Consider the following 16,992-nt stretch of genomic DNA (forward strand, 5'->3'; position numbering starts at 1 on the left):
ACTATTCAATCATTGGTGTTTCCACAGCAGTATTCCACCATGGCTTGTCCCATTTTTTGTCAACCTTAGGCAAATACTTCAATAACTCGTTTATTCTGTTAGAAATGGTTGCAATGTCACCTTTCTTTAACCATCTTTCCATAAGTTCAGTTTTATCCGCCAAGTTCTGAAGATTGAGTGTTACGGTTAACGCGAGTTTCTTATCTCTTTCCAAAGCCTTCCTCATCTTGCTGGGGCTGATTTCGTCTTTTCCCTCACCTATAGCATGGTCTAAAAAAATTGCGCAGACATCTTTCGCGTCTTTCTCTTCCATTCCCAAAACAATCTTGTCTGAAGCGTAGTGTTCGTATGGTAAGATTCTGAATTCTTGCTTGTGCTCTTTTAGTAGGTGAGCATCTGACTTTGGATGGTCCATGATGAACTGTGACTTAGAAAGTATCAAGTTTTCCAAACCGATTGTGCACAAGTTTTCTCTGCAGTTTTCAAAGGAGTCTTTAACTTCTATTCGGTGACGCAAGTCTATATAGTCACAGAAAATATCGAGAACGGTAACTGTGGGAAGGCCTTCTTCGGTGATGCCGTTTATTGTTCTAATTCGGTATCGCTGACCCTGTCTCATGGCATTGAAAAGCACGTCGCCTTTTGTCCGAAAATACTTAAACTGTGTTCCAAAAGCCTTGTTCATGTTCAAAAGAAGCTTGCAAAAGTTCATTCCCTGTTTTTTGGGGATTATAAAATCTGTATCCTTTATCGCTCGCGCTAATGGACCGCCAGCATTTGCGCTTTTGCAGAGAATTTTGACTGCTGCTCCTCCAAACAGCAAGGCGGGAATAGGATTGTCGCTGACTTTTTTCTCAAAAGCTTCGGGGTATAACTCGTGAAGTTTAGGCGCGTTTATGGTCGCCCAAAGGGTTACCATGGCGCTTTTTAGTGGGAAATAGTTGAGGTCGATATAGGAGGGCAAACCTATTTTTTCTCTCAATTCATCTGGGTCAACGTTGGAAGTTAACGGCAAATCCACTTCGTAAGAAGTGCCGTCTATCTCTTGGTAAAGAACACATTTCTTTCGCGCATATCCGCCTGACTCGTTTCCCGTTATAAATGCCCTCCACAAACACACACGTTACCAGAATCAATCATAAATACTTTAAGATAATTAGGCATCAGCACATTTAACACATAGACCTTTCTAACTATTCTAAAAAGAGCGTAGGAATAACGCATATATCTTATCCTCTACAGTAAATTTAATGCCACAAACACAACGGGGCTGTAGTCTAGGAAGGTATGACGACGGGCTCCAGAATGCAACAAACGGGTTTGCGGACCGCCCGAAGCGGAATGAAGAAGTTCTGGAGCGGTCATAGAGAAACCCGTAGGAACAGCCAAGCGCTGTCTCCGGGGAAAGGTCGTCGGTTCAAATCCGGCCAGCCCCACCACAATGAGGGTTCTCAAGGAAAATTTGTGGCAACTTTTTTAAAGCCCCCCCTAATTGCTTAACTTTTGGTGTTGAAAAGTTGAGTTTGGCTGTTGACGCGGTAGATGTTGCTAAAGTCTTCGGCGAAATTCGCGCAGTGGACGGCTTAAGTTTTAATGTCAAAAACGGAGAAATTTTTGGGCTTATTGGTCCAAACGGAGCTGGAAAAACAACCACACTGCGCATAGTTTCAACTTTGCTTTTACCAACATCGGGCGATGTGAAAATTTTCGGATTAGATGTGGTTCAAGAAGCAGCTGAAGTGCGCAAAATTATAACTTATCTTCCCGAAGAAGCAGGCGCTTACCGAAACCTCTCCGGATGGGAATATCTGGAATTTATGGCTAAATTTAACACCGGAAGCAAGGATGAAGCGCAACAAATGGTTAATGAAGCGGCTGAAATAACTGGTTTGGGCGAACGCTTGAAGGATAAGACTAAAACTTACAGCAAAGGAATGAAAAGAAGGCTTCTCGTGGCAAGAGCCTTAATGAACAAGCCTAAACTCGCCATTTTGGACGAGCCTACCAGCGGGTTGGACGTTCTGCACGCGTTTCATGTTAGGGAAATAATCAAACGTTATGTGAAAGAGCATGGCGTAACAGTTTTGCTTTCAAGCCACAACATGCTCGAAGTTGAACACGTATGCGATAGAGTCGCGTTAATAAACAAGGGCAAAGTCATTGCTGAAGGAAAACCCAGCGAACTGAAAGAAAAGTTTGGAAGCGCAAATTTAGAGGAAGTTTTTGCGAAGGTGATTGGACTTGCTTAAGGGATTCGAAAACTTTTTGCTTAAAGAGCTTAAGGAGCTTGTTCGAGACCCCAAGATACTGTTGGGGATGATAATTGTGCCGTTGTTAATGTTTCCAGTGTTAGGCAGTATAATGGGTTATTCCATACAGTCCGCTCAAGAGCAATCTCAGAAAGCAACAATTCTCGTCGTAAACAATGATGAAGGAACCAATTCAACCTCTCTAATAGCGTTTCTCAATTTTTCAGCAAGGGTTTCTGTTGAAAACAATAAAGTTCTTGATAATAACACGATTCTGGAACTGTTGGCAAAATACAACACAACATATCTTATTGAAATTCCAAAAAATTTCAGTGCAAGAATGGAGGAGCACGAGAGTAACCCAAACGTAACTGCTTATGTGAGATTTTACGGAGCCTTTTCTGGAACCAGTCTCTTTGAAAATATTGGTTCTTCAGTAATTGACAGTTTAATCTATCAATTTAACAGAGTACAAGCTCCTGATTCTGTTGCCATTACCAAATCAACCATAATTAAAGGAAACGTCGTAGAAGGCGTTGACCCAAACATGCTGACCAACTTAATGTATTCTCAAGCAATAGCCATGCCAATCACCATTATGATTCTGCTTACCTACTCCATGCAAATAGCTGCAACCTCTGTAGCAATGGAAAAAGAAGAGAAAACATTGGAGACGCTGTTAACTTTGCCGATGGACCGCTTTGCAATTCTCATGGGAAAATTGTCAGGAACAATTCTTGTGGCAGGCATAGGCGCCTTAGCATACATGGTTGGCTTCAACTATTACATGGGCTCCTTCATGGCGATGGTTCCTGCTGGCACGTCTCTAGACCTAGCCGCTTTGGGACTTGTTCCGTCAGTTTTTGGTTATTTGCTCTTGGGAATTTCGCTTTTTGTCACTTTGCTCTCTGCGTTGGCGTTGGCAGTTATTGTGTCTGCGTTTGTAGAAGATGTGAGAAGCGCGCAGTCCATAGTCGGCTACATTTATCCCTTAATATTCATTCCAGCGCTTGCCCTAATGTATCTGGACATTAACACTTTGCCTCTCGCGTTGAAAATTCTTCTTTACGCTATTCCCTACAGCCACCCAATTATCACATCAAAGGCGGTTATAATGGGCGACTACTTAACCGCCACAATTGGCATAGTCTACGTTACCGCTTTCACATTAGTCGTAATGTATGTGGCTTCACGATTATTCGCAACTGAAAAAATCCTTACAGCAAAACTAAAGTTTAAGGGATTAAGAAAGCATGAAAAGACACCTAAGGAAGAGTTTCAGTAAAGCTTTTCCAAAGAAACGTAAACTTGTAACAGGTGAGAACGATTGGGAATTCAGCAAATCGAAGTTTACACAGTTACCCTAAAATATAAAAAACCTTTCAGAATCGCCCCAGGCGCAAGCACAGAAAGCCACAACATAATCGTAAAAATACTTACAGATTACGATGTGATTGGGTGCGGAGAATCCTCACCGTCTAAACGGGTAACTGGCGAAACCCCAGAAACAGTAGTAAAAGTTCTGGGCAAAATTGCTCCAAAACTTGTTGGCATGTGCCCACTTAGAATCGAACAGGACGTGGAAATAATGGATTCGCTTGTGAAGGATAATCCAGCCGCAAAAGCAGCCGTCGACATTGCATTATATGATATTCTAGGAAAAACTTGTCGCAAACCCCTCTACAGAATAATGGGTGGATACCGCACTGAAGTCTTAACCGACTTGACACTAAGTATAAAATCGCCTAAAGAAATGGCTAGAGACGCTGTTAAAGCCGTCAGAAAAGGGTTCAAAGCCTTGAAGGTGAAGGTTGGAGTAAACCCAAATGAAGATTTTGAACGCATAAAACTAATTCGAGAAGCAGTAGGCACGGAGATACTGTTAAGAATTGATGCCAACCAAGGCTGGACACCAAAACAAGCAATAGAAGTCCTAAACAAAATGGAAAAGTTTAACATTCAATTTGCTGAACAGCCAGTCTCAGCTGAAGACATCAAAGGCTTAAGAGAAGTCAAGAAAAACTCGCCGATACCAATAATGGCTGACGAAAGCATACACTCACCAGAAGATGCCTTACGTCTAATACAAGCTGAAGCCGTAGACTTAATAAACATTAAGCTGATGAAAAGCGGCGGAATACTGAAAGGCAGAAAAATAGCCGAGATTGCTGAGGCAGCGGGCATACCATGCATGATTGGATGCATGGGCGAATCGGAAATAGGCATAGCAGCTGGAACCCACCTAGCCGCTGCAACAAAAAACATACGATACGCAGACCTTGACTCCGACATTTTAATGAAAGACAAACTCGCGAAAAAAGGCGGAACAAAAGTGAAAAATTCAATGCGAATTTTCCCCAAAGAAAACGGCTTAGGCATAAAAGAGTTAAATGAACAAATGCTTGGAAAGCCGAAAATGATTTACAAGTAAGTTAATTATTATCGTGGATAGGAGCAAAATAGCAAATGGTCTCTCTTAGGGCTTTAGCGCCTTCATTAACCAGAATAACAATAGCCGCAGCAGTTGGCGCTGCCTTACATATCGGTCAAGGCAACCCAGATTTGATAGACGCGAACGCCGTAAAATTTTCCAGAGCCGTATTAACGCAGACAGACGTAGAAGGAGAAGTCATCTCATGCGAAGGACCCAAAGATAACGCCCCAGCATTCCTAAAAAGAGAAAAAGTGGGAACAGGCAAAGGACCAAAAGTCGAGTTTGTCGTAGACCCAGTTGACGGCACCACCGCTGCTTCCAAAGGCAGAAAAGACGCCATCTCCGCGCTCGCATGCGCGCCTGCTGGATGTTTTCAAGTGCTTCCAGACGATGGATACTATTTCAAAGTGGCAACAGACGATCATTCTGCTGGAAAACTTTCTCTGGACATGAGTGTTGAAGAGATTGTGCGAACAGTAGCTCAAGAAAAAGGCTTGCCTCTCGAAAACTTTACAGTAATAATGTTAGAACGTGAAAGACATGCAGACATTCTTAGCATTCTTAGAAAATTAGGCGTACGGATAATCCTCATTCCAGACGGCGACATCGCAGCAGCAGTCGTCACATGCATCCCAAGCTCAGGCGTAGACCTCCTTATAGGCGCAGGCGCCGGACCAGAAGCAACAATCGCTGCAACCGCCGTTAAATGTTTAGGCGGCACAATGCTCGTGAAAGTGTGGGAAGACAAAAAAGACGACCCCAAAAGGCTGGATAGACTAAAAGCGGAAGGCGTTGATGTAGAAAAAACATATACAGAAGATGAACTAGCTAAAGGTAACGAGTTGGTTTTCGCAGCTTCTGGAGTGACAAAAGGCGAACTCCTAGATGGCGTGAGATTCGTTAAAAACGGAGCAATTGTCAGTTCTCTCTGTATAAGGTTGCCAAGCGGAACAATAGAGAAATCCGAAACAAACCTACGATTCAAAGGTCACCCAGTCTATAAACACTTTTTAACTTAAAACGCAGCGGAAAAATGGGGCTGCCCGGATTTGAACCGGGGTCTAGAGAGCCCAAGTCTCCAAGCCTAGACCAAGCTAGCCGACAGCCCCATGGATAGTTTGGTGGGTAAAATAGAATTCTAGAGGATAAATTTAAAACATTCTCTCTAAAAGAAACGTGAGTAGAGGTTTTGTTATCTTTTTCTTATGCTGCACTGGAGGACTTTTGGGCAGACTAGGCATTCGTCTGGAATTGAGGCGTTTTTTGGAATGGCGTTTAAGAATCCGAAGTAGTGGGCGCATTTGGCTGGTGAGTCGAAGACTTTGGGATATTCTGTTGGTTTGACGCTGACGATTTTCATGTTTTCTACTATTATGTCTAGTTTTGAGTTGCAGTATGGGCATGCATAGTAGTTTTGTCTGGGTATTGTGGATGAGTCAGTTAGGACGGTTGGTTTTTCGAATTCTTTTCCGCATCCTTTGTATGGGCATTTGAGTTTTTCGTCGTGTAGGTGGAATGGAGGCATGACTCATCCTTCCAGAATATTCTTACAAAATGTATCTTTAATATTAATATTTAATAAATATTTCTGTTCACCCGCACAACAAAAATACACGAACGTAAAAGCCTCGGCCGGGCTTTGATCCCGGGACCTACGGTTTACGAGACCGTCGCTCTACCGAGCTGAGCTACCGAGGCGTCTGCAACTAATGAGGGAAACTGTTATTTTTAAGATGTTCGGAATAGCCTTTTCTAGGCAGTGTCTCCTATGAAAAACTCCAATTTGTTAAACACTATTTTGACAAGAACTTCTATCAGAGATTTTGACAAAAACAGAAAAGTTCCAGAAGAAATTCTTAAGCAGATTCTGCTTGCAGGAATTAGAGCGCCGTCTGCTGGAAACATTCAACCCAGAACGTTCATAGTTGTAAGAGGCGAAGTTGTTAAAGAACAATTGTATGAACTCTGCGAAAATCAAACGTTTATGAAAGACGCTCCAGTGTGGATTGTGGCATGCCTTGACCTTCATCGGCATTTAAAAGCTGCAAAACTAACCGGAGTAGACTACGATTTTACTGGCATTCTTCCCTACACTTTCGGAGTTTTGGACACTGCTTTAGCACTTGAAAACATGGTTATCGCCGCAGAAGCTTTGGGTCTCGGCAGCGTAATAATTGGGTCAGTGATTGAGCATCCGCAGAAGGTTAAGGAAATTTTGAAGTTGCCAACGCATTGTTTGGCGCTTAGCATTTTGTGCATGGGTTATCCTGTGAGAAAGCCTGGTATAAGGGGGAAATGGAGTTTTGACGTGATAGTCTGCGAGGACAGTTATAGGGATATAGATGCAAAGGATGTTTCAGATTACTGGAGAGAGTTCATGTCTAACGATTTGAAACGCCGTGGCGGAAAAGAGCTCTCGCGAGAGGAGTTTGAAAAGCTTTTGGCGGAAAGAAGTTATGGAAAGTCGTATTCAAGGCATTACAGAGAGGAATTTGTAAAGAGTACAAATGAGAAGTTAATGAATTTTCTTAAGGCGCAAGGCTTCATAAAAGAGTAGTGGAGGTTTGAGAAAACTGTTGCACAAGTAAGTGTCGCTTGTGCATGAAGATTAGAAAAAGTGCTCCGCATCGGATAGCTACCTTGAGATTTGCTGAGAATATTTAAGACAACAGTTTTCTATTCACTAATACACGGGTGTAGGGGTTTGAGCGACTTAGAAGCGATTGGAGAGAGAAAAATAATTGAGTTAATTCTAGACCAGCTTGAGAAAATGCCTAAGATGCCTATTCCCTTTGGTGATGACGTCTCCGCATATCCACTAAACGACAAGCAACTCCTAATTTTGAAAACGGACATGCTGGTAGGCAAAACTGATGTTCCGTCTGGAATGAGTCTTTGGCAAGCGGCGCGAAAAGCCGTTGTTATGAACGTGAGTGATTTCGCTGCGAAAGGTGTGGAACCAAAGGTTATTCTTGTTTCGCTTGGACTGCCCCGAAAACTTGGCGAGAAGGACGTAAAAGAAATTGGGGCTGGACTAAATGCGGGCGCACGCGAGTATGGTGCATTCATTATTGGAGGCGATACTAACGAGGCTTCAGATGTAATAATCAGTCTTTCGATTTTTGGAATTGCAGAAAAGGATAATGTTATGTTGCGGAGTGGAGCAGAACCCGGAGACCTTGTGGCGGTTACCGGCTTTTTCGGTAAAACTTCTGCCGGCTTGCAAATTCTACTTAACAATCTTAAAGCACCGAGGAAAATTCGTGAGTCTCTTGTTGAAGCGGTTTTGATGTCACATGCACGGTTAAAGGAAGGCTTAGCATTAAGCCAGACAAAAGCAGTCACAGCAGCTATTGATTCAAGCGATGGCTTAGCGTGGAGTTTACATGAAATTTCAAGGGCAAGCAATGTTGGCTTCTTGATAAACAAGCTTCCAGTAGCCAAAGAAGTGGAAAAATTTGCAGAAACCAACAAGCTTGACTTGTTAGAGTTGACGCTTTACGGCGGAGAAGAATACGAGCTTGTCCTAACAGTAAAGCCTAAGCTTTGGAGTCGAGCGGTAAGAGCTGTTGAGAAGGTCGGTGGAAAGCTTTTGCAAATTGGAAAGGTAACAGCTGAAAAGAAGGTTATTTTGGAAATTGACGGAAAAAAGCATGTTATTGAGCCGCGGGGTTGGGAGCACTTTAGGAAAAGTAATGTTTAAGTCTGAATTAAGTCATATTAATTAAATTGAAGGCTAATGCCAGATTTAACTAGTTACCTGACTGTTCGCAAAGCACTTTTCTATGAAAAGCTTCACGAGGATACTGTCAGATGTAGCCTCTGCGAAAGAAAATGTGAAATTCAGCTTGGCATGAAAGGTTTCTGCAGAACTCGAATGAATATCAATGGAGAGTTATTCACGCTTGTTTATGGCGATGTAAGCGCGATTGAAAGCCGCCCAATAGAAATCAAACCTTTCTTTCATTATTGGCCTGGGTCAACGGCTCTCACTTTTTCAACTTGGTCCTGTAATTTGAATTGTGTTTGGTGTCAAAATTTTCACTTGTCAAAGCTTGAGCCAAACCCTGCTAAAGCGGTTTATTACTCGCCGGAGAGAATGGTTGAGTTAGCTATTTACAATGGTGATGTCGGTTTGTGTGCAAGTTTTCAAGAGCCAACGCTTCTTTCTGAATGGGTGGTTCCGCTTTTCAAACATGTTAAAGAAAAGGGCTTAAAATATTGTTGTTATGTTTCAAATGGCTATATGACGCTGGAAGTTCTAAAGGCGCTTTCTAAAGCGGGGTTGGACGGACTTAAAATCGACATAAAAGGCGATGCTAAGGTGTATGAGAAATATTGCGGAAGAGCAGAAGTAGATAAGATTTGGAGAAATGCGCGAGAAGCTAAAAAGTTAGGGTTGCACGTTGAAATTGTTAATTTGGTTGTTAGAGACGTTAATGACGACGATGCAAGTCTACAGTGGGTTATTGAGAGGCATTTGAAAGAGGTTGGCGCTGAAACGCCTTTGCATTTTACGCGTTACTTTCCCGCTTACAAGTTTGATAATCCGCCGACAAAAGTTGAGATTTTAGAGAGGGCTTATGAATTGGCGAAGAAGGCTGGCGTGCTTTATCCTTACATTGGCAATGTTGGTGGGCATAAGTACGAAAATACTTATTGTCCTAACTGCGGGGAGAAGCTTATTCAGAGATATGAATACTACGTGTTGCAGTACAAAATTACTAAAGAAAAGAAATGTCCCAGATGCGCAACTTTTATTCCGATAATGGGAGAATACTGCGGCAAACAAGAGCGTCCCGCGTATCTTCTATGATTTTTTAAGCGTCTCTTTTAATCTGAAGTGAAGTAGTGCGCCGACGATTCTGCCACTCATGGAGACCATGTAGACAATTTGCAGTCCCGCGATTAAGCCGAAAATGCTGACTGTATATGCGGATAGGTATCCTCCGAGTAATGACCCGAAAAAAGTTGTCACACCTATCATTAAGTTGAATACTGCAGTGAAGCTTCCGCGGTGCTCTTCCGGCGCGATATCTAAAAGGTAGGCTGTGACTGCGGCGTTTCCAAGCGCCATGGTTACTCCCCAGAAGGCTCCAACAACTATTAATGCTTCTATGCTGGGTACAAAGGCGTAGGCAAGCGGCACCGTCACGAGGGTTAATCTAAATATTAGCAAGGCGGGTTTTCTTCCAATAGTGTCTGTTACTTTTCCAGCCCAACCCTGAAAAGCTATAGTTACTACAGATTGCACGACTGAAAGCAGCGCTATGTGCAGCATTGTGGCTTTTAAAACGTCTACTTGTGTTCTTGCGATTAGTGGCCAGCAGATTGACATGAAAAATTCGAAGACGCCGACTACGTAGCAGTATTTTACAAATTGCGGGTTTTTCTTTGCATATCTTAAAGTGTTAAGAAATTCTGACGTGAATTGTCTTCGTAGGTTCAGTTTTTCGCCGTTTTTCTTTTCTTTTATTCGAAGCATTGCCACGCAAGAGATTATGCCGCATGTGGCGGCAATCAACAAGGGTATGAACATCATTTCTTGAGGAGAACCGCCAACACTAAGCATTACAATTCCTGAGGCGACTGTTGCAATTACGCTGCCTATTGATGCCCAAAGGTTTATTGAAGCGTTTGCTCTTCCAAGTTTGGCTGATGGCACTAAATCGCCTACTAGGGCGGTCCACGCTGGCGTTGCCATCGAGCCGATTAGGGCTTGTACGGCGATTAGTAGGATTAGTTGAGTTGCGTTTGTTACGAATATCATCGGTATCCACAAGGTGGACATTATGAGGGTGCCGGCGATTATGAAGGGTATTCGGCGTTTGATGCGGTCGCTTAGGCGTCCCCAAAAAACTTGCATTACGTTGTTTGAGATGTTTGAGGCTGATTGGAACCATCCCATGTCTGATTCTGAAGCGCCAAGTTTTATGGCGTATGCTCCCATGAAAGGGTTGACCATTCCCGCGCCAAGTGAGTTCACTACAGAACGTGCATAAAGTGGCTTGAGACTTACTTCTTTTTGCTCCTGCTGGTTTTTTTCGTTTTTCACGCGTGCTTCACATTTGCAGGTTTATATTTAGATTTTCATTAAGCGTGAGTGGTTGCTTAAAAGCTCATCGTGCATTTTATGGATGAAATTATGTTTTTTTAACTATTGTTCGTTATGAAGATTTTCGCAGCTTATTATCCTTGAAAACACATGTTTTATGTTGGTTTTTATGGTTTTCAAGGAAAAATTTTTATTAAAGAGGTATTGTTTCTTTTTCAATCTCGTATCGAGATGCAAAATTTTGGGTGGAAATTTCTTCTATTTGCGTTTCTTTTTAGTTTTCGGCTTTTTGTGTTTTTTGGATACAATTACTGGTTGGGGTGGCTGATTTAGTTGCAGTATTCGGGCATTCGGATAAGCCTTTTGAATTTCCTTTTTCAATTGGTTCATGTTCACGTTTCCGTAGGTTCTTATGCTAACTATTGGGTTTTCGTTTTCGTCGTATTTTACTTGAAGTGTGTAGCCTGCGCCAAGTTCGACTTGGGCTGGTTCAAGGAGAAAGCCTTGTTCTTCTATGCCTATTTCGGTTATGTTTTCTGTTGGACGTTTTTGTTTGTGTTCTGCCATGGGAGTCACTTCGGTTTAAGAAAAGGTGGGTGTTGGAATTAAAGGGTTGTTGTGTTGTGATATGGATTGTGCATATTTAGTTAATGTATCATCATTTTTTCTTCGTGTTTTCTTAAGTATTCTGCGGCTTCTGTCATGTCCATGAAGAGGTCGTCTACGCGTTGCACATCTTCAACTGTAACTTTGTCTTTTTTGGCTGTTTTGGCGTTTTGTGCGGCTAAGCTTAGAAGTTGGACCGCATAGCGTAGTGAGCTTTTGGCTCCGACTTCTGCGAGTTTTTCTAACGCGTTTTTGTCAAGTTTGATTTTTTCTTCTGCAGAGCGTATGCGAAGTATTTCTTTTACGCTTTCTGTGTCGTATGGTTGGGTTGCGATTATGACTGAGCGGTCTATTAGGTCCACTGGGAATCCTAATGGGCTTTTTATGTCTGTTCCGCGGATTCTAGCTATGCCGCGGTTTGTTGCGAGTATTATGATTGGGACGAGTTCGCTTTCCATGGCTCTTCCGAGAAAGCTGAATGCTTCTAAATCCAGCAAGTGAGAGTCGTCGATGAAAAGTACGCCGGGGTGAATGTAGGCTTTGCCGTTGTCTACCCATTCTTTAACTTGTTGATCTACAGCCATGCGGATTTCGGTGTCGATTTCTTTTGTTTCCGAGCCGCCGAAGAATAGTGAGAAGAATCCGCCTTGGCGTTGTCTGGCGTTTAGTTCGTCTAAGTCTGCTAATGTCAGCATGTAAACGAATTCTTTTTCTTTTAAGACTTTACCGTTGGGACGTGGAATCTTGCGTGTTGTGTCTACGTCGTAAGTTTTTCCTTTTGTGCTTTCCATGCTTAGCCCTAGGTTGGCTACGCGTCCTGTTTCAGCATCTATTTGGATGACGCTGCCTTCTGTTATGCCTTCTTGAATTATTTGTTGAGCTATTTGGGCGCCAGCTTCTATGGATTTTTCTTCTTCTGTCGTGCGTAATGTTAGACGTACGCTTTCTGGGATTTTTTGGTATGGGTTGTATGGGTGTGGAGCGGTTTTTATGTCTACGGTTGTGAGTTCGCCTTCGTAGACCTTGCGCATTTCGTGGATTTCTATGCCTATGCATTTGCGGATGGCTTCGATGAGAATTTCAGTTTTTTTGCGTTCACTGCTGTAGACTTCGCTTCCGCTCATTTGGATGAATGGCACGTTAGCGCCTAGTTCGCGTGATATGGCAACTGCTATGGCGGTTTTTCCTGTGCCTGGTGGTCCTGCAATGATTATGGATTTTCCGCTGAGTTTGCCTTCTTTTATCATTTTTACGACTAATCCTGCGGCTTCTCGGGCTTTTTCCTGTCCGACCATGCCGTCTTTTACTTTGATTGCTTGTAGGTTCTCGTCTAATCCTAAGCCTTTGATGTGCGTGTGAGCGCCTATGCGTTCAAATCTGGTTGTGGGTGTTGTGGGAATTTCTCTTATTGAAGCCATGGTGCAGTTTCACCTCGTCTTATTTTGTGTTTGATGTTGTAGATGGTATTGAAAATTTTTCTCTGATATAAATTTCACTTTTCATTTTTGTCTAGCAGATAGTTTATTATCGTTATGCATGAGGCTGCAAGATAGGGTGTTTTTCCAAGACTGATTTTTTCTCCGTAACGTAAAGCGAAACCCTCCACCCTTTTTGGTAAGCCTACGTGGTCACCGAGGACGAAGACCGAGTTATTTCCAATTTCTATTTCGTCTATTGGTCTGCCGCCTTCTTCAAGAATGTAAATTTGTGCTTCTGCAGCTTTAGTTTTTAGTAGTGTCTCAAAGCTTGCTTTTGCTAGGCTTATCCCCGGATGCGGTTTACCAGACAAGACCTTTTTGAAAATTTGCGTCCATGTTTGCTGGTCAGTACGCACATCATGTAGCGTTAAGCCTTCTATTTTTAGATGCTGAGGCGGATTTGGCGGACCGTTTAATATAGCGTGGAAGACTGTGTCTTTGCGGATTGCATGAGAAAGAAAAAGAGAAGCAATTACACATTCATAAACTATGTCTAAACGTCCAGCATCATGTAGGTTTGTCCAGTTTGAGTCTGTTCTGCCTAAACGAGAGTATAAAATGAATTCTCGCATTGTTAGTCAAATTCTCTCGTATTGTGTTCTGTATGTTTTAAAAGTTTTTACAATGTTGGTAATTTATAACAGAATGAAATGGCAATCTTTGGATGTTGCCTCATAAAGGTTTTACTAATCTCTTCAACTCCAAACTCTAACTACTGTTTCAACCTATATATAAGGGGGGCTATAACTGTTTAAAACCTAACAGTTCCTAAAACTCTAAAAACTTACCATCCTTATAGAACAATCTTCCATCCGCGTAAATCTCTCCACCCTTACGCATATCCTTCAAAATATCCCAATGCAAAGCAGACTTATTCAAACCACCAGTTTCAGGAACAGGATTAAAACCCAACGCCATATGCAAAGTCCCACCCATCTTCTCATCAAACAACATATTCTTCGTAAATCGACTAATTCCATAATTCGTCCCAATCGCCAACTCCCCAACCCGCTCAGCACCATCAATCTTCAACAACTGCTGCAACAACTCGTCACCCTTACCCGCAGAAGCCTTCACAACCCTACCCTTCTCAAAAACAAGCCTAATATTTTCAACCTCACGCCCCATAAAAATCCCCGGAAACGTAAACCTAATCTCCCCTTCAACGGAATCCTCAACAGGCGCCGTAAAAACCTCTCCATCTGGCATGTTTTTCTCACCACAACAATTAATCCACTTTCGCCCTTTTACATTAAACCGCAAATCAGTATCCTCACCAATAATACGCATCTCACTCACCCCATCCAAAAACTTACAAATCTTCTCCTGCTTCACCTTAATCTTCTTCCACTCAGCAATTGGGTCATCCCTATCCACCAAACAAGCACTATAAACAAAATCCTCATACTCCGGCAAAGCCATCTCAGCCTCCTGCGCCTGCGCAGTAACAGGAAACGGCAAACCAGTCCACCTATACTTCCCTTCAGCTTCACGCTTAAACAAAATCTCCGCAATCTCCCTCCTAGCAGCACTCCGCATTCTAATCCTAGCAGGGTCAACACCCGTCAATTTTTTCGGATTTGGCTCACAGAAAATTCCAATCATAACATCAAAATGTTCAGCAATAAAACGGTCAAAAGGCGAAACAAAACTCAACTGATGTTCTTTGGCATATTAAAAAACGTGTAAGTCGTATCCAAACTTGCCATAATCAGTGGATAAGCGTCGCTCAATAAACACTCGCGGTAAATCTCATGCATCAACGGAAACGCCAAATCACTTCCATTAATCAGAACCTTCTCCTTAGGTTTCACATCTACACTGTAGTGAACACAGAGCTTAGCCAACTTCACAACTCTCTCATCAACCAACCAAACACACCAGCCTTAAAGAAAACGATAACAATTCAGAGCCAGCATAAAACCTTACCGATAACCTAAACAATGTACTTATCTGCCTTCTCAAAATCCCTAACAATCTCCATAACCCGCTTGCGAATATTAACACCCTCCAAAGGAATATCCTTAAGCAAAACCCACGGACTTTTCCTCGCAACAAAAGTCACAACATAATCCTCACCAAAACACTCCCTCGCAACCTTATACACTAAACGCCTAACTTCAACTTCAGAATACTCACCCAACGCATGCAAGTACTCATGTAAAAGCAAATTAAAAACCAAAGCATTCACAATTCGCTTCGACTTAACAGCAGCCTCAACAATCTCTACCAAAGCCCTATTCAAAACAATATTATTCGTCCCAACAGAATGGTAAGCACCCAACTGCAAAGGCAAATCATCTAGAAAAAGCATCATCCCGCCTCTACGCTTATGTAGAGAAGACTCCACACAATCCCTAACAACATCCCAAACTTCCCCATAACTCTTAGCACTCTCTAAACGACCCCGAAACCTATCAACAACCGAAGATTCACCCTCAGTCATACCAGCAACTCCCACAACGCTTTCAAATCTTCTTACAATCTTATATGCATATAGAAAATTCACACCTATACCATTTTTTGAAACACTAACCAAAACAAATAAAACCCCCAACCCAAAACAATTAGTTACTAAAAGGAGCAAAACAAAATGGCAAGCATAATCCTCGTCAGAGACGTAATGTCCAAAGATGTCCGCGTTGTCCGCCCAGACACAACCGTCAAAGAAGTCGTCGCCACAATGAACAAATTCAACATAGGCTCAATAATAGTCACCCAAGCAGACAGACCAGTAGGCATCATAACAGAACGCGACATCCTCAGAAGACTAGTAGAACAATGCCTAGCACCAGAAACCCTAACCGCAAGACAAATCATGACAAGCCCAGTCACAACGATAAACGAAAACACAACAATAGAAGAAGCCGCAAAACTCATGGCTAAAAAAAGAATCAAACGCCTCCCAGTCACAAACAACAATAAAATCGTCGGCATCGTAACCTTCACAGACATAGTAACCAAAGTGCCAACACTGCTATCAATTCTAGAAGAACTTGTCAGACCACACCGCCGAACATACTAAACCAAAAATAATAATCCTTCTTTCTACCCATTAACAAGTTCCCAAACAAACTTCCCTTCTTTCACAACCAATCGTCCATCAACAGTTACCGTAGGACTCTCAACCAAGAAATCCCAATGAATACTACTCTCGTTCTTGCCGCCCAACCAAGTATTCTGACCAATCGCAACATGACACGTGCCAAAAGCTTTCTCCGTTGCAAGAAGCATATCACCACAAGGATTCGTGCCAAAAGCGAACTCCGCAATACAATACGGATTCCCAGTTGCTTTCTCAAGCCGCGCTTTCAAAAACTCAAAACCTTTCTCAGCAGAAACAACAGCCTTTTCCTTTCCTCTAAACTCTATACGAATACCAGTGGCAACACTTCCCGGCAAATCTTTAGGACACAAAACGCCATAAGCACTTTCTTCCATCGGCGCCACAAAAACTTCCCCAACAGGCAAGTTGTGAACGTATTGAGCTATAGGAATTGACGGTGGAAAAGGTTTTCCGTCATCATTAATCCAATAGCGATTTTCAGCATGAAATCTTAAATCAGTGCCTCTTGGACAAGTTAAGTGAATTTCGCCTCCTCTTTTCATAAAATCAATCAGTCGCTGTCCCAAATCGGTTAAAGCATCATAGTCTATGTCTAAAGAAGCAAGGAACATTTCACGCGTTTCTTCATAGGTTTTTCCCAAAGCCTGCGCTTGTTGCAAATTTGGGTCCAAAAACGCCACAAGATGTGTCTTCTTTTTAAGGCACAGTTGGAGAATGCTATCGAAAGTCCATTTTGAAATTTTCTGAATTTCTAATAGCCGCTTTTGTGCTTCTGGCCTTTGATAGATTGAAGCGTCAAATCTGCTTCCTCTCATCCAAATAAGCCAATCTGCAACATCAACAATCGCTTTTGGAACTTTGGGTGTTTTTGCAAAGACTTCTATTGGAGCTTCTAGAAGCTTAGTATATGATATGTAATCTCCTTCACTCTGAACTAATGTTTCAATTCCTCGAGCTTCACATTCAGCAGCAAACGCGTAAGCAAGATCTAAATTTTCGACGCCAGCGTAAAAAACTGCGATTTCATCCCTTTTTATCGGAAGTGCATTATCTATGACTTTTTTGGCAACTGTTCTTAGACGTTTTGAAACATGAAACATGCT

At 42.4% G+C, this 16,992-nt stretch carries 18 protein-coding genes and 3 tRNA genes; 9 read left to right on the forward strand and 12 right to left on the reverse strand.

Annotation, left to right across the window (positions count from 1 at the left end; genetic code table 11):
* Position 1 precedes the first annotated feature (1 nt).
* Positions 2 to 1,114: a hypothetical protein gene (locus QXW63_08550; protein MEM3461940.1), complete on the reverse strand. Its 1,113-nt coding sequence runs from the start codon at positions 1,112 to 1,114 to the stop codon at positions 2 to 4.
* Positions 1,115 to 1,266: 152 nt separating this feature from the next.
* Between QXW63_08550 and QXW63_08555 the strand changes: the two genes are divergently transcribed.
* The 5 genes from QXW63_08555 (at position 1,267) to QXW63_08575 (ending at position 5,702) form a co-directional block, all read left to right on the forward strand.
* A tRNA-Trp gene (locus QXW63_08555) sits at positions 1,267 to 1,439 on the forward strand.
* 78 nt (positions 1,440 to 1,517) lie between these two features.
* Positions 1,518 to 2,249 carry an ABC transporter ATP-binding protein gene (locus QXW63_08560; GenBank protein MEM3461941.1) on the forward strand — a complete coding sequence of 244 codons (732 nt, stop codon included), beginning with the start codon at positions 1,518 to 1,520 and terminating at the stop codon, positions 2,247 to 2,249.
* A complete protein-coding gene (locus tag QXW63_08565; GenBank protein MEM3461942.1) occupies positions 2,242 to 3,534 on the forward strand; it encodes an ABC transporter permease in 1,293 nt (430 codons plus the stop codon). The genes QXW63_08560 and QXW63_08565 overlap by 8 nt, the downstream gene beginning before the upstream one ends.
* Before the next feature lie 42 nt (positions 3,535 to 3,576).
* Positions 3,577 to 4,680 carry a dipeptide epimerase gene (locus QXW63_08570; protein ID MEM3461943.1) on the forward strand — a complete coding sequence of 368 codons (1,104 nt, stop codon included), beginning with the start codon at positions 3,577 to 3,579 and terminating at the stop codon, positions 4,678 to 4,680.
* A 35-nt stretch (positions 4,681 to 4,715) separates the two neighbouring features.
* Entirely contained in the window at positions 4,716 to 5,702 is a 987-nt protein-coding gene (locus QXW63_08575) for a fructose-bisphosphatase class II (GenBank protein MEM3461944.1), read from the forward strand.
* 15 nt (positions 5,703 to 5,717) lie between these two features.
* Here QXW63_08575 and QXW63_08580 read toward each other — a convergent pair.
* The 3 genes from QXW63_08580 to QXW63_08590 form a co-directional block, all read right to left on the reverse strand.
* Positions 5,718 to 5,792 (reverse strand) — tRNA-Pro (locus tag QXW63_08580).
* Positions 5,793 to 5,875: 83 nt separating this feature from the next.
* Positions 5,876 to 6,208, reverse strand: coding sequence for a hypothetical protein (locus QXW63_08585; protein ID MEM3461945.1), 333 nt, complete (start codon positions 6,206 to 6,208; stop codon positions 5,876 to 5,878).
* Between the two features lie 99 nt (positions 6,209 to 6,307).
* Positions 6,308 to 6,381 (reverse strand) — tRNA-Thr (locus QXW63_08590).
* 100 nt (positions 6,382 to 6,481) lie between these two features.
* Here QXW63_08590 and QXW63_08595 point away from each other — a divergent pair.
* From QXW63_08595 to amrS, 3 genes are all read left to right on the forward strand, one after another.
* Positions 6,482 to 7,240: a nitroreductase family protein gene (locus QXW63_08595; protein ID MEM3461946.1), complete on the forward strand. Its 759-nt coding sequence runs from the start codon at positions 6,482 to 6,484 to the stop codon at positions 7,238 to 7,240.
* 147 nt (positions 7,241 to 7,387) lie between these two features.
* Positions 7,388 to 8,386 carry a thiamine-phosphate kinase gene (thiL, locus tag QXW63_08600; protein ID MEM3461947.1) on the forward strand — a complete coding sequence of 333 codons (999 nt, stop codon included), beginning with the start codon at positions 7,388 to 7,390 and terminating at the stop codon, positions 8,384 to 8,386.
* Positions 8,387 to 8,422: 36 nt separating this feature from the next.
* The gene (gene amrS / locus QXW63_08605) at positions 8,423 to 9,499 is read left to right on the forward strand and encodes an AmmeMemoRadiSam system radical SAM enzyme (GenBank protein ID MEM3461948.1); all 1,077 of its coding nucleotides are present in this window, start codon (positions 8,423 to 8,425) and stop codon (positions 9,497 to 9,499) included.
* Here amrS and QXW63_08610 read toward each other — a convergent pair.
* The 7 genes from QXW63_08610 to QXW63_08640 all read right to left on the reverse strand — a co-directional run bounded on the left by QXW63_08610 (position 9,494) and on the right by QXW63_08640 (position 15,268).
* The gene (locus QXW63_08610; GenBank protein ID MEM3461949.1) at positions 9,494 to 10,738 is read right to left on the reverse strand and encodes an MFS transporter; all 1,245 of its coding nucleotides are present in this window, start codon (positions 10,736 to 10,738) and stop codon (positions 9,494 to 9,496) included. The genes amrS and QXW63_08610 overlap by 6 nt on opposite strands.
* A 258-nt stretch (positions 10,739 to 10,996) precedes the next feature.
* Complete coding sequence (locus QXW63_08615) at positions 10,997 to 11,305, reverse strand: hypothetical protein (GenBank protein MEM3461950.1); 309 nt, start codon at positions 11,303 to 11,305, stop codon at positions 10,997 to 10,999.
* A gap of 80 nt (positions 11,306 to 11,385) precedes the next feature.
* The gene (locus QXW63_08620; protein MEM3461951.1) at positions 11,386 to 12,762 is read right to left on the reverse strand and encodes a RuvB-like domain-containing protein; all 1,377 of its coding nucleotides are present in this window, start codon (positions 12,760 to 12,762) and stop codon (positions 11,386 to 11,388) included.
* A 74-nt stretch (positions 12,763 to 12,836) separates the two neighbouring features.
* Positions 12,837 to 13,394 carry a tRNA (pseudouridine(54)-N(1))-methyltransferase TrmY gene (gene trmY / locus QXW63_08625; GenBank protein ID MEM3461952.1) on the reverse strand — a complete coding sequence of 186 codons (558 nt, stop codon included), beginning with the start codon at positions 13,392 to 13,394 and terminating at the stop codon, positions 12,837 to 12,839.
* Positions 13,395 to 13,590: 196 nt separating this feature from the next.
* Positions 13,591 to 14,478, reverse strand: coding sequence for an aminopeptidase (locus tag QXW63_08630; GenBank protein ID MEM3461953.1), 888 nt, complete (start codon positions 14,476 to 14,478; stop codon positions 13,591 to 13,593).
* The gene (locus tag QXW63_08635; GenBank protein ID MEM3461954.1) at positions 14,475 to 14,693 is read right to left on the reverse strand and encodes an aminopeptidase; all 219 of its coding nucleotides are present in this window, start codon (positions 14,691 to 14,693) and stop codon (positions 14,475 to 14,477) included. The genes QXW63_08630 and QXW63_08635 overlap by 4 nt, the downstream gene beginning before the upstream one ends.
* 65 nt (positions 14,694 to 14,758) lie before the next feature.
* On the reverse strand, positions 14,759 to 15,268 hold the full coding sequence (locus QXW63_08640; protein MEM3461955.1) for a hypothetical protein: 510 nt from the start codon (positions 15,266 to 15,268) through the stop codon (positions 14,759 to 14,761).
* A 147-nt stretch (positions 15,269 to 15,415) separates the two neighbouring features.
* Between QXW63_08640 and QXW63_08645 the strand changes: the two genes are divergently transcribed.
* Entirely contained in the window at positions 15,416 to 15,847 is a 432-nt protein-coding gene (locus tag QXW63_08645) for a CBS domain-containing protein (protein MEM3461956.1), read from the forward strand.
* Between the two features lie 23 nt (positions 15,848 to 15,870).
* Here the strand turns inward: QXW63_08645 and QXW63_08650 are convergent, their stop codons facing one another.
* Positions 15,871 to 16,989, reverse strand: a complete 1,119-nt coding sequence (locus QXW63_08650; GenBank protein MEM3461957.1) for an aminopeptidase — start codon at positions 16,987 to 16,989, stop codon at positions 15,871 to 15,873.
* Between the last annotated feature and the right edge of the window lie 3 nt (positions 16,990 to 16,992).

It is taken from the genome of Candidatus Bathyarchaeia archaeon (assembly GCA_038873195.1).
Taxonomy (GTDB): domain Archaea; phylum Thermoproteota; class Bathyarchaeia; order Bathyarchaeales; family Bathycorpusculaceae; genus DSLH01.

Coding starts and splice junctions, on each gene's coding strand:
- QXW63_08575 (MEM3461944.1), top strand. CDS start 4,716: ATGGTCTCTCTTAGGGCTTTAGCGCCTTCATTAACCAGAATAACAATA.
- QXW63_08585 (MEM3461945.1), bottom strand. CDS start 6,208: ATGCCTCCATTCCACCTACACGACGAAAAACTCAAATGCCCATACAAA.
- amrS (MEM3461948.1), top strand. CDS start 8,423: ATGCCAGATTTAACTAGTTACCTGACTGTTCGCAAAGCACTTTTCTAT.
- QXW63_08615 (MEM3461950.1), bottom strand. CDS start 11,305: ATGGCAGAACACAAACAAAAACGTCCAACAGAAAACATAACCGAAATA.
- QXW63_08620 (MEM3461951.1), bottom strand. CDS start 12,762: ATGGCTTCAATAAGAGAAATTCCCACAACACCCACAACCAGATTTGAA.
- trmY (MEM3461952.1), bottom strand. CDS start 13,394: ATGCGAGAATTCATTTTATACTCTCGTTTAGGCAGAACAGACTCAAAC.
- QXW63_08640 (MEM3461955.1), bottom strand. CDS start 15,268: ATGACTGAGGGTGAATCTTCGGTTGTTGATAGGTTTCGGGGTCGTTTA.
- QXW63_08645 (MEM3461956.1), top strand. CDS start 15,416: ATGGCAAGCATAATCCTCGTCAGAGACGTAATGTCCAAAGATGTCCGC.
- QXW63_08650 (MEM3461957.1), bottom strand. CDS start 16,989: ATGTTTCATGTTTCAAAACGTCTAAGAACAGTTGCCAAAAAAGTCATA.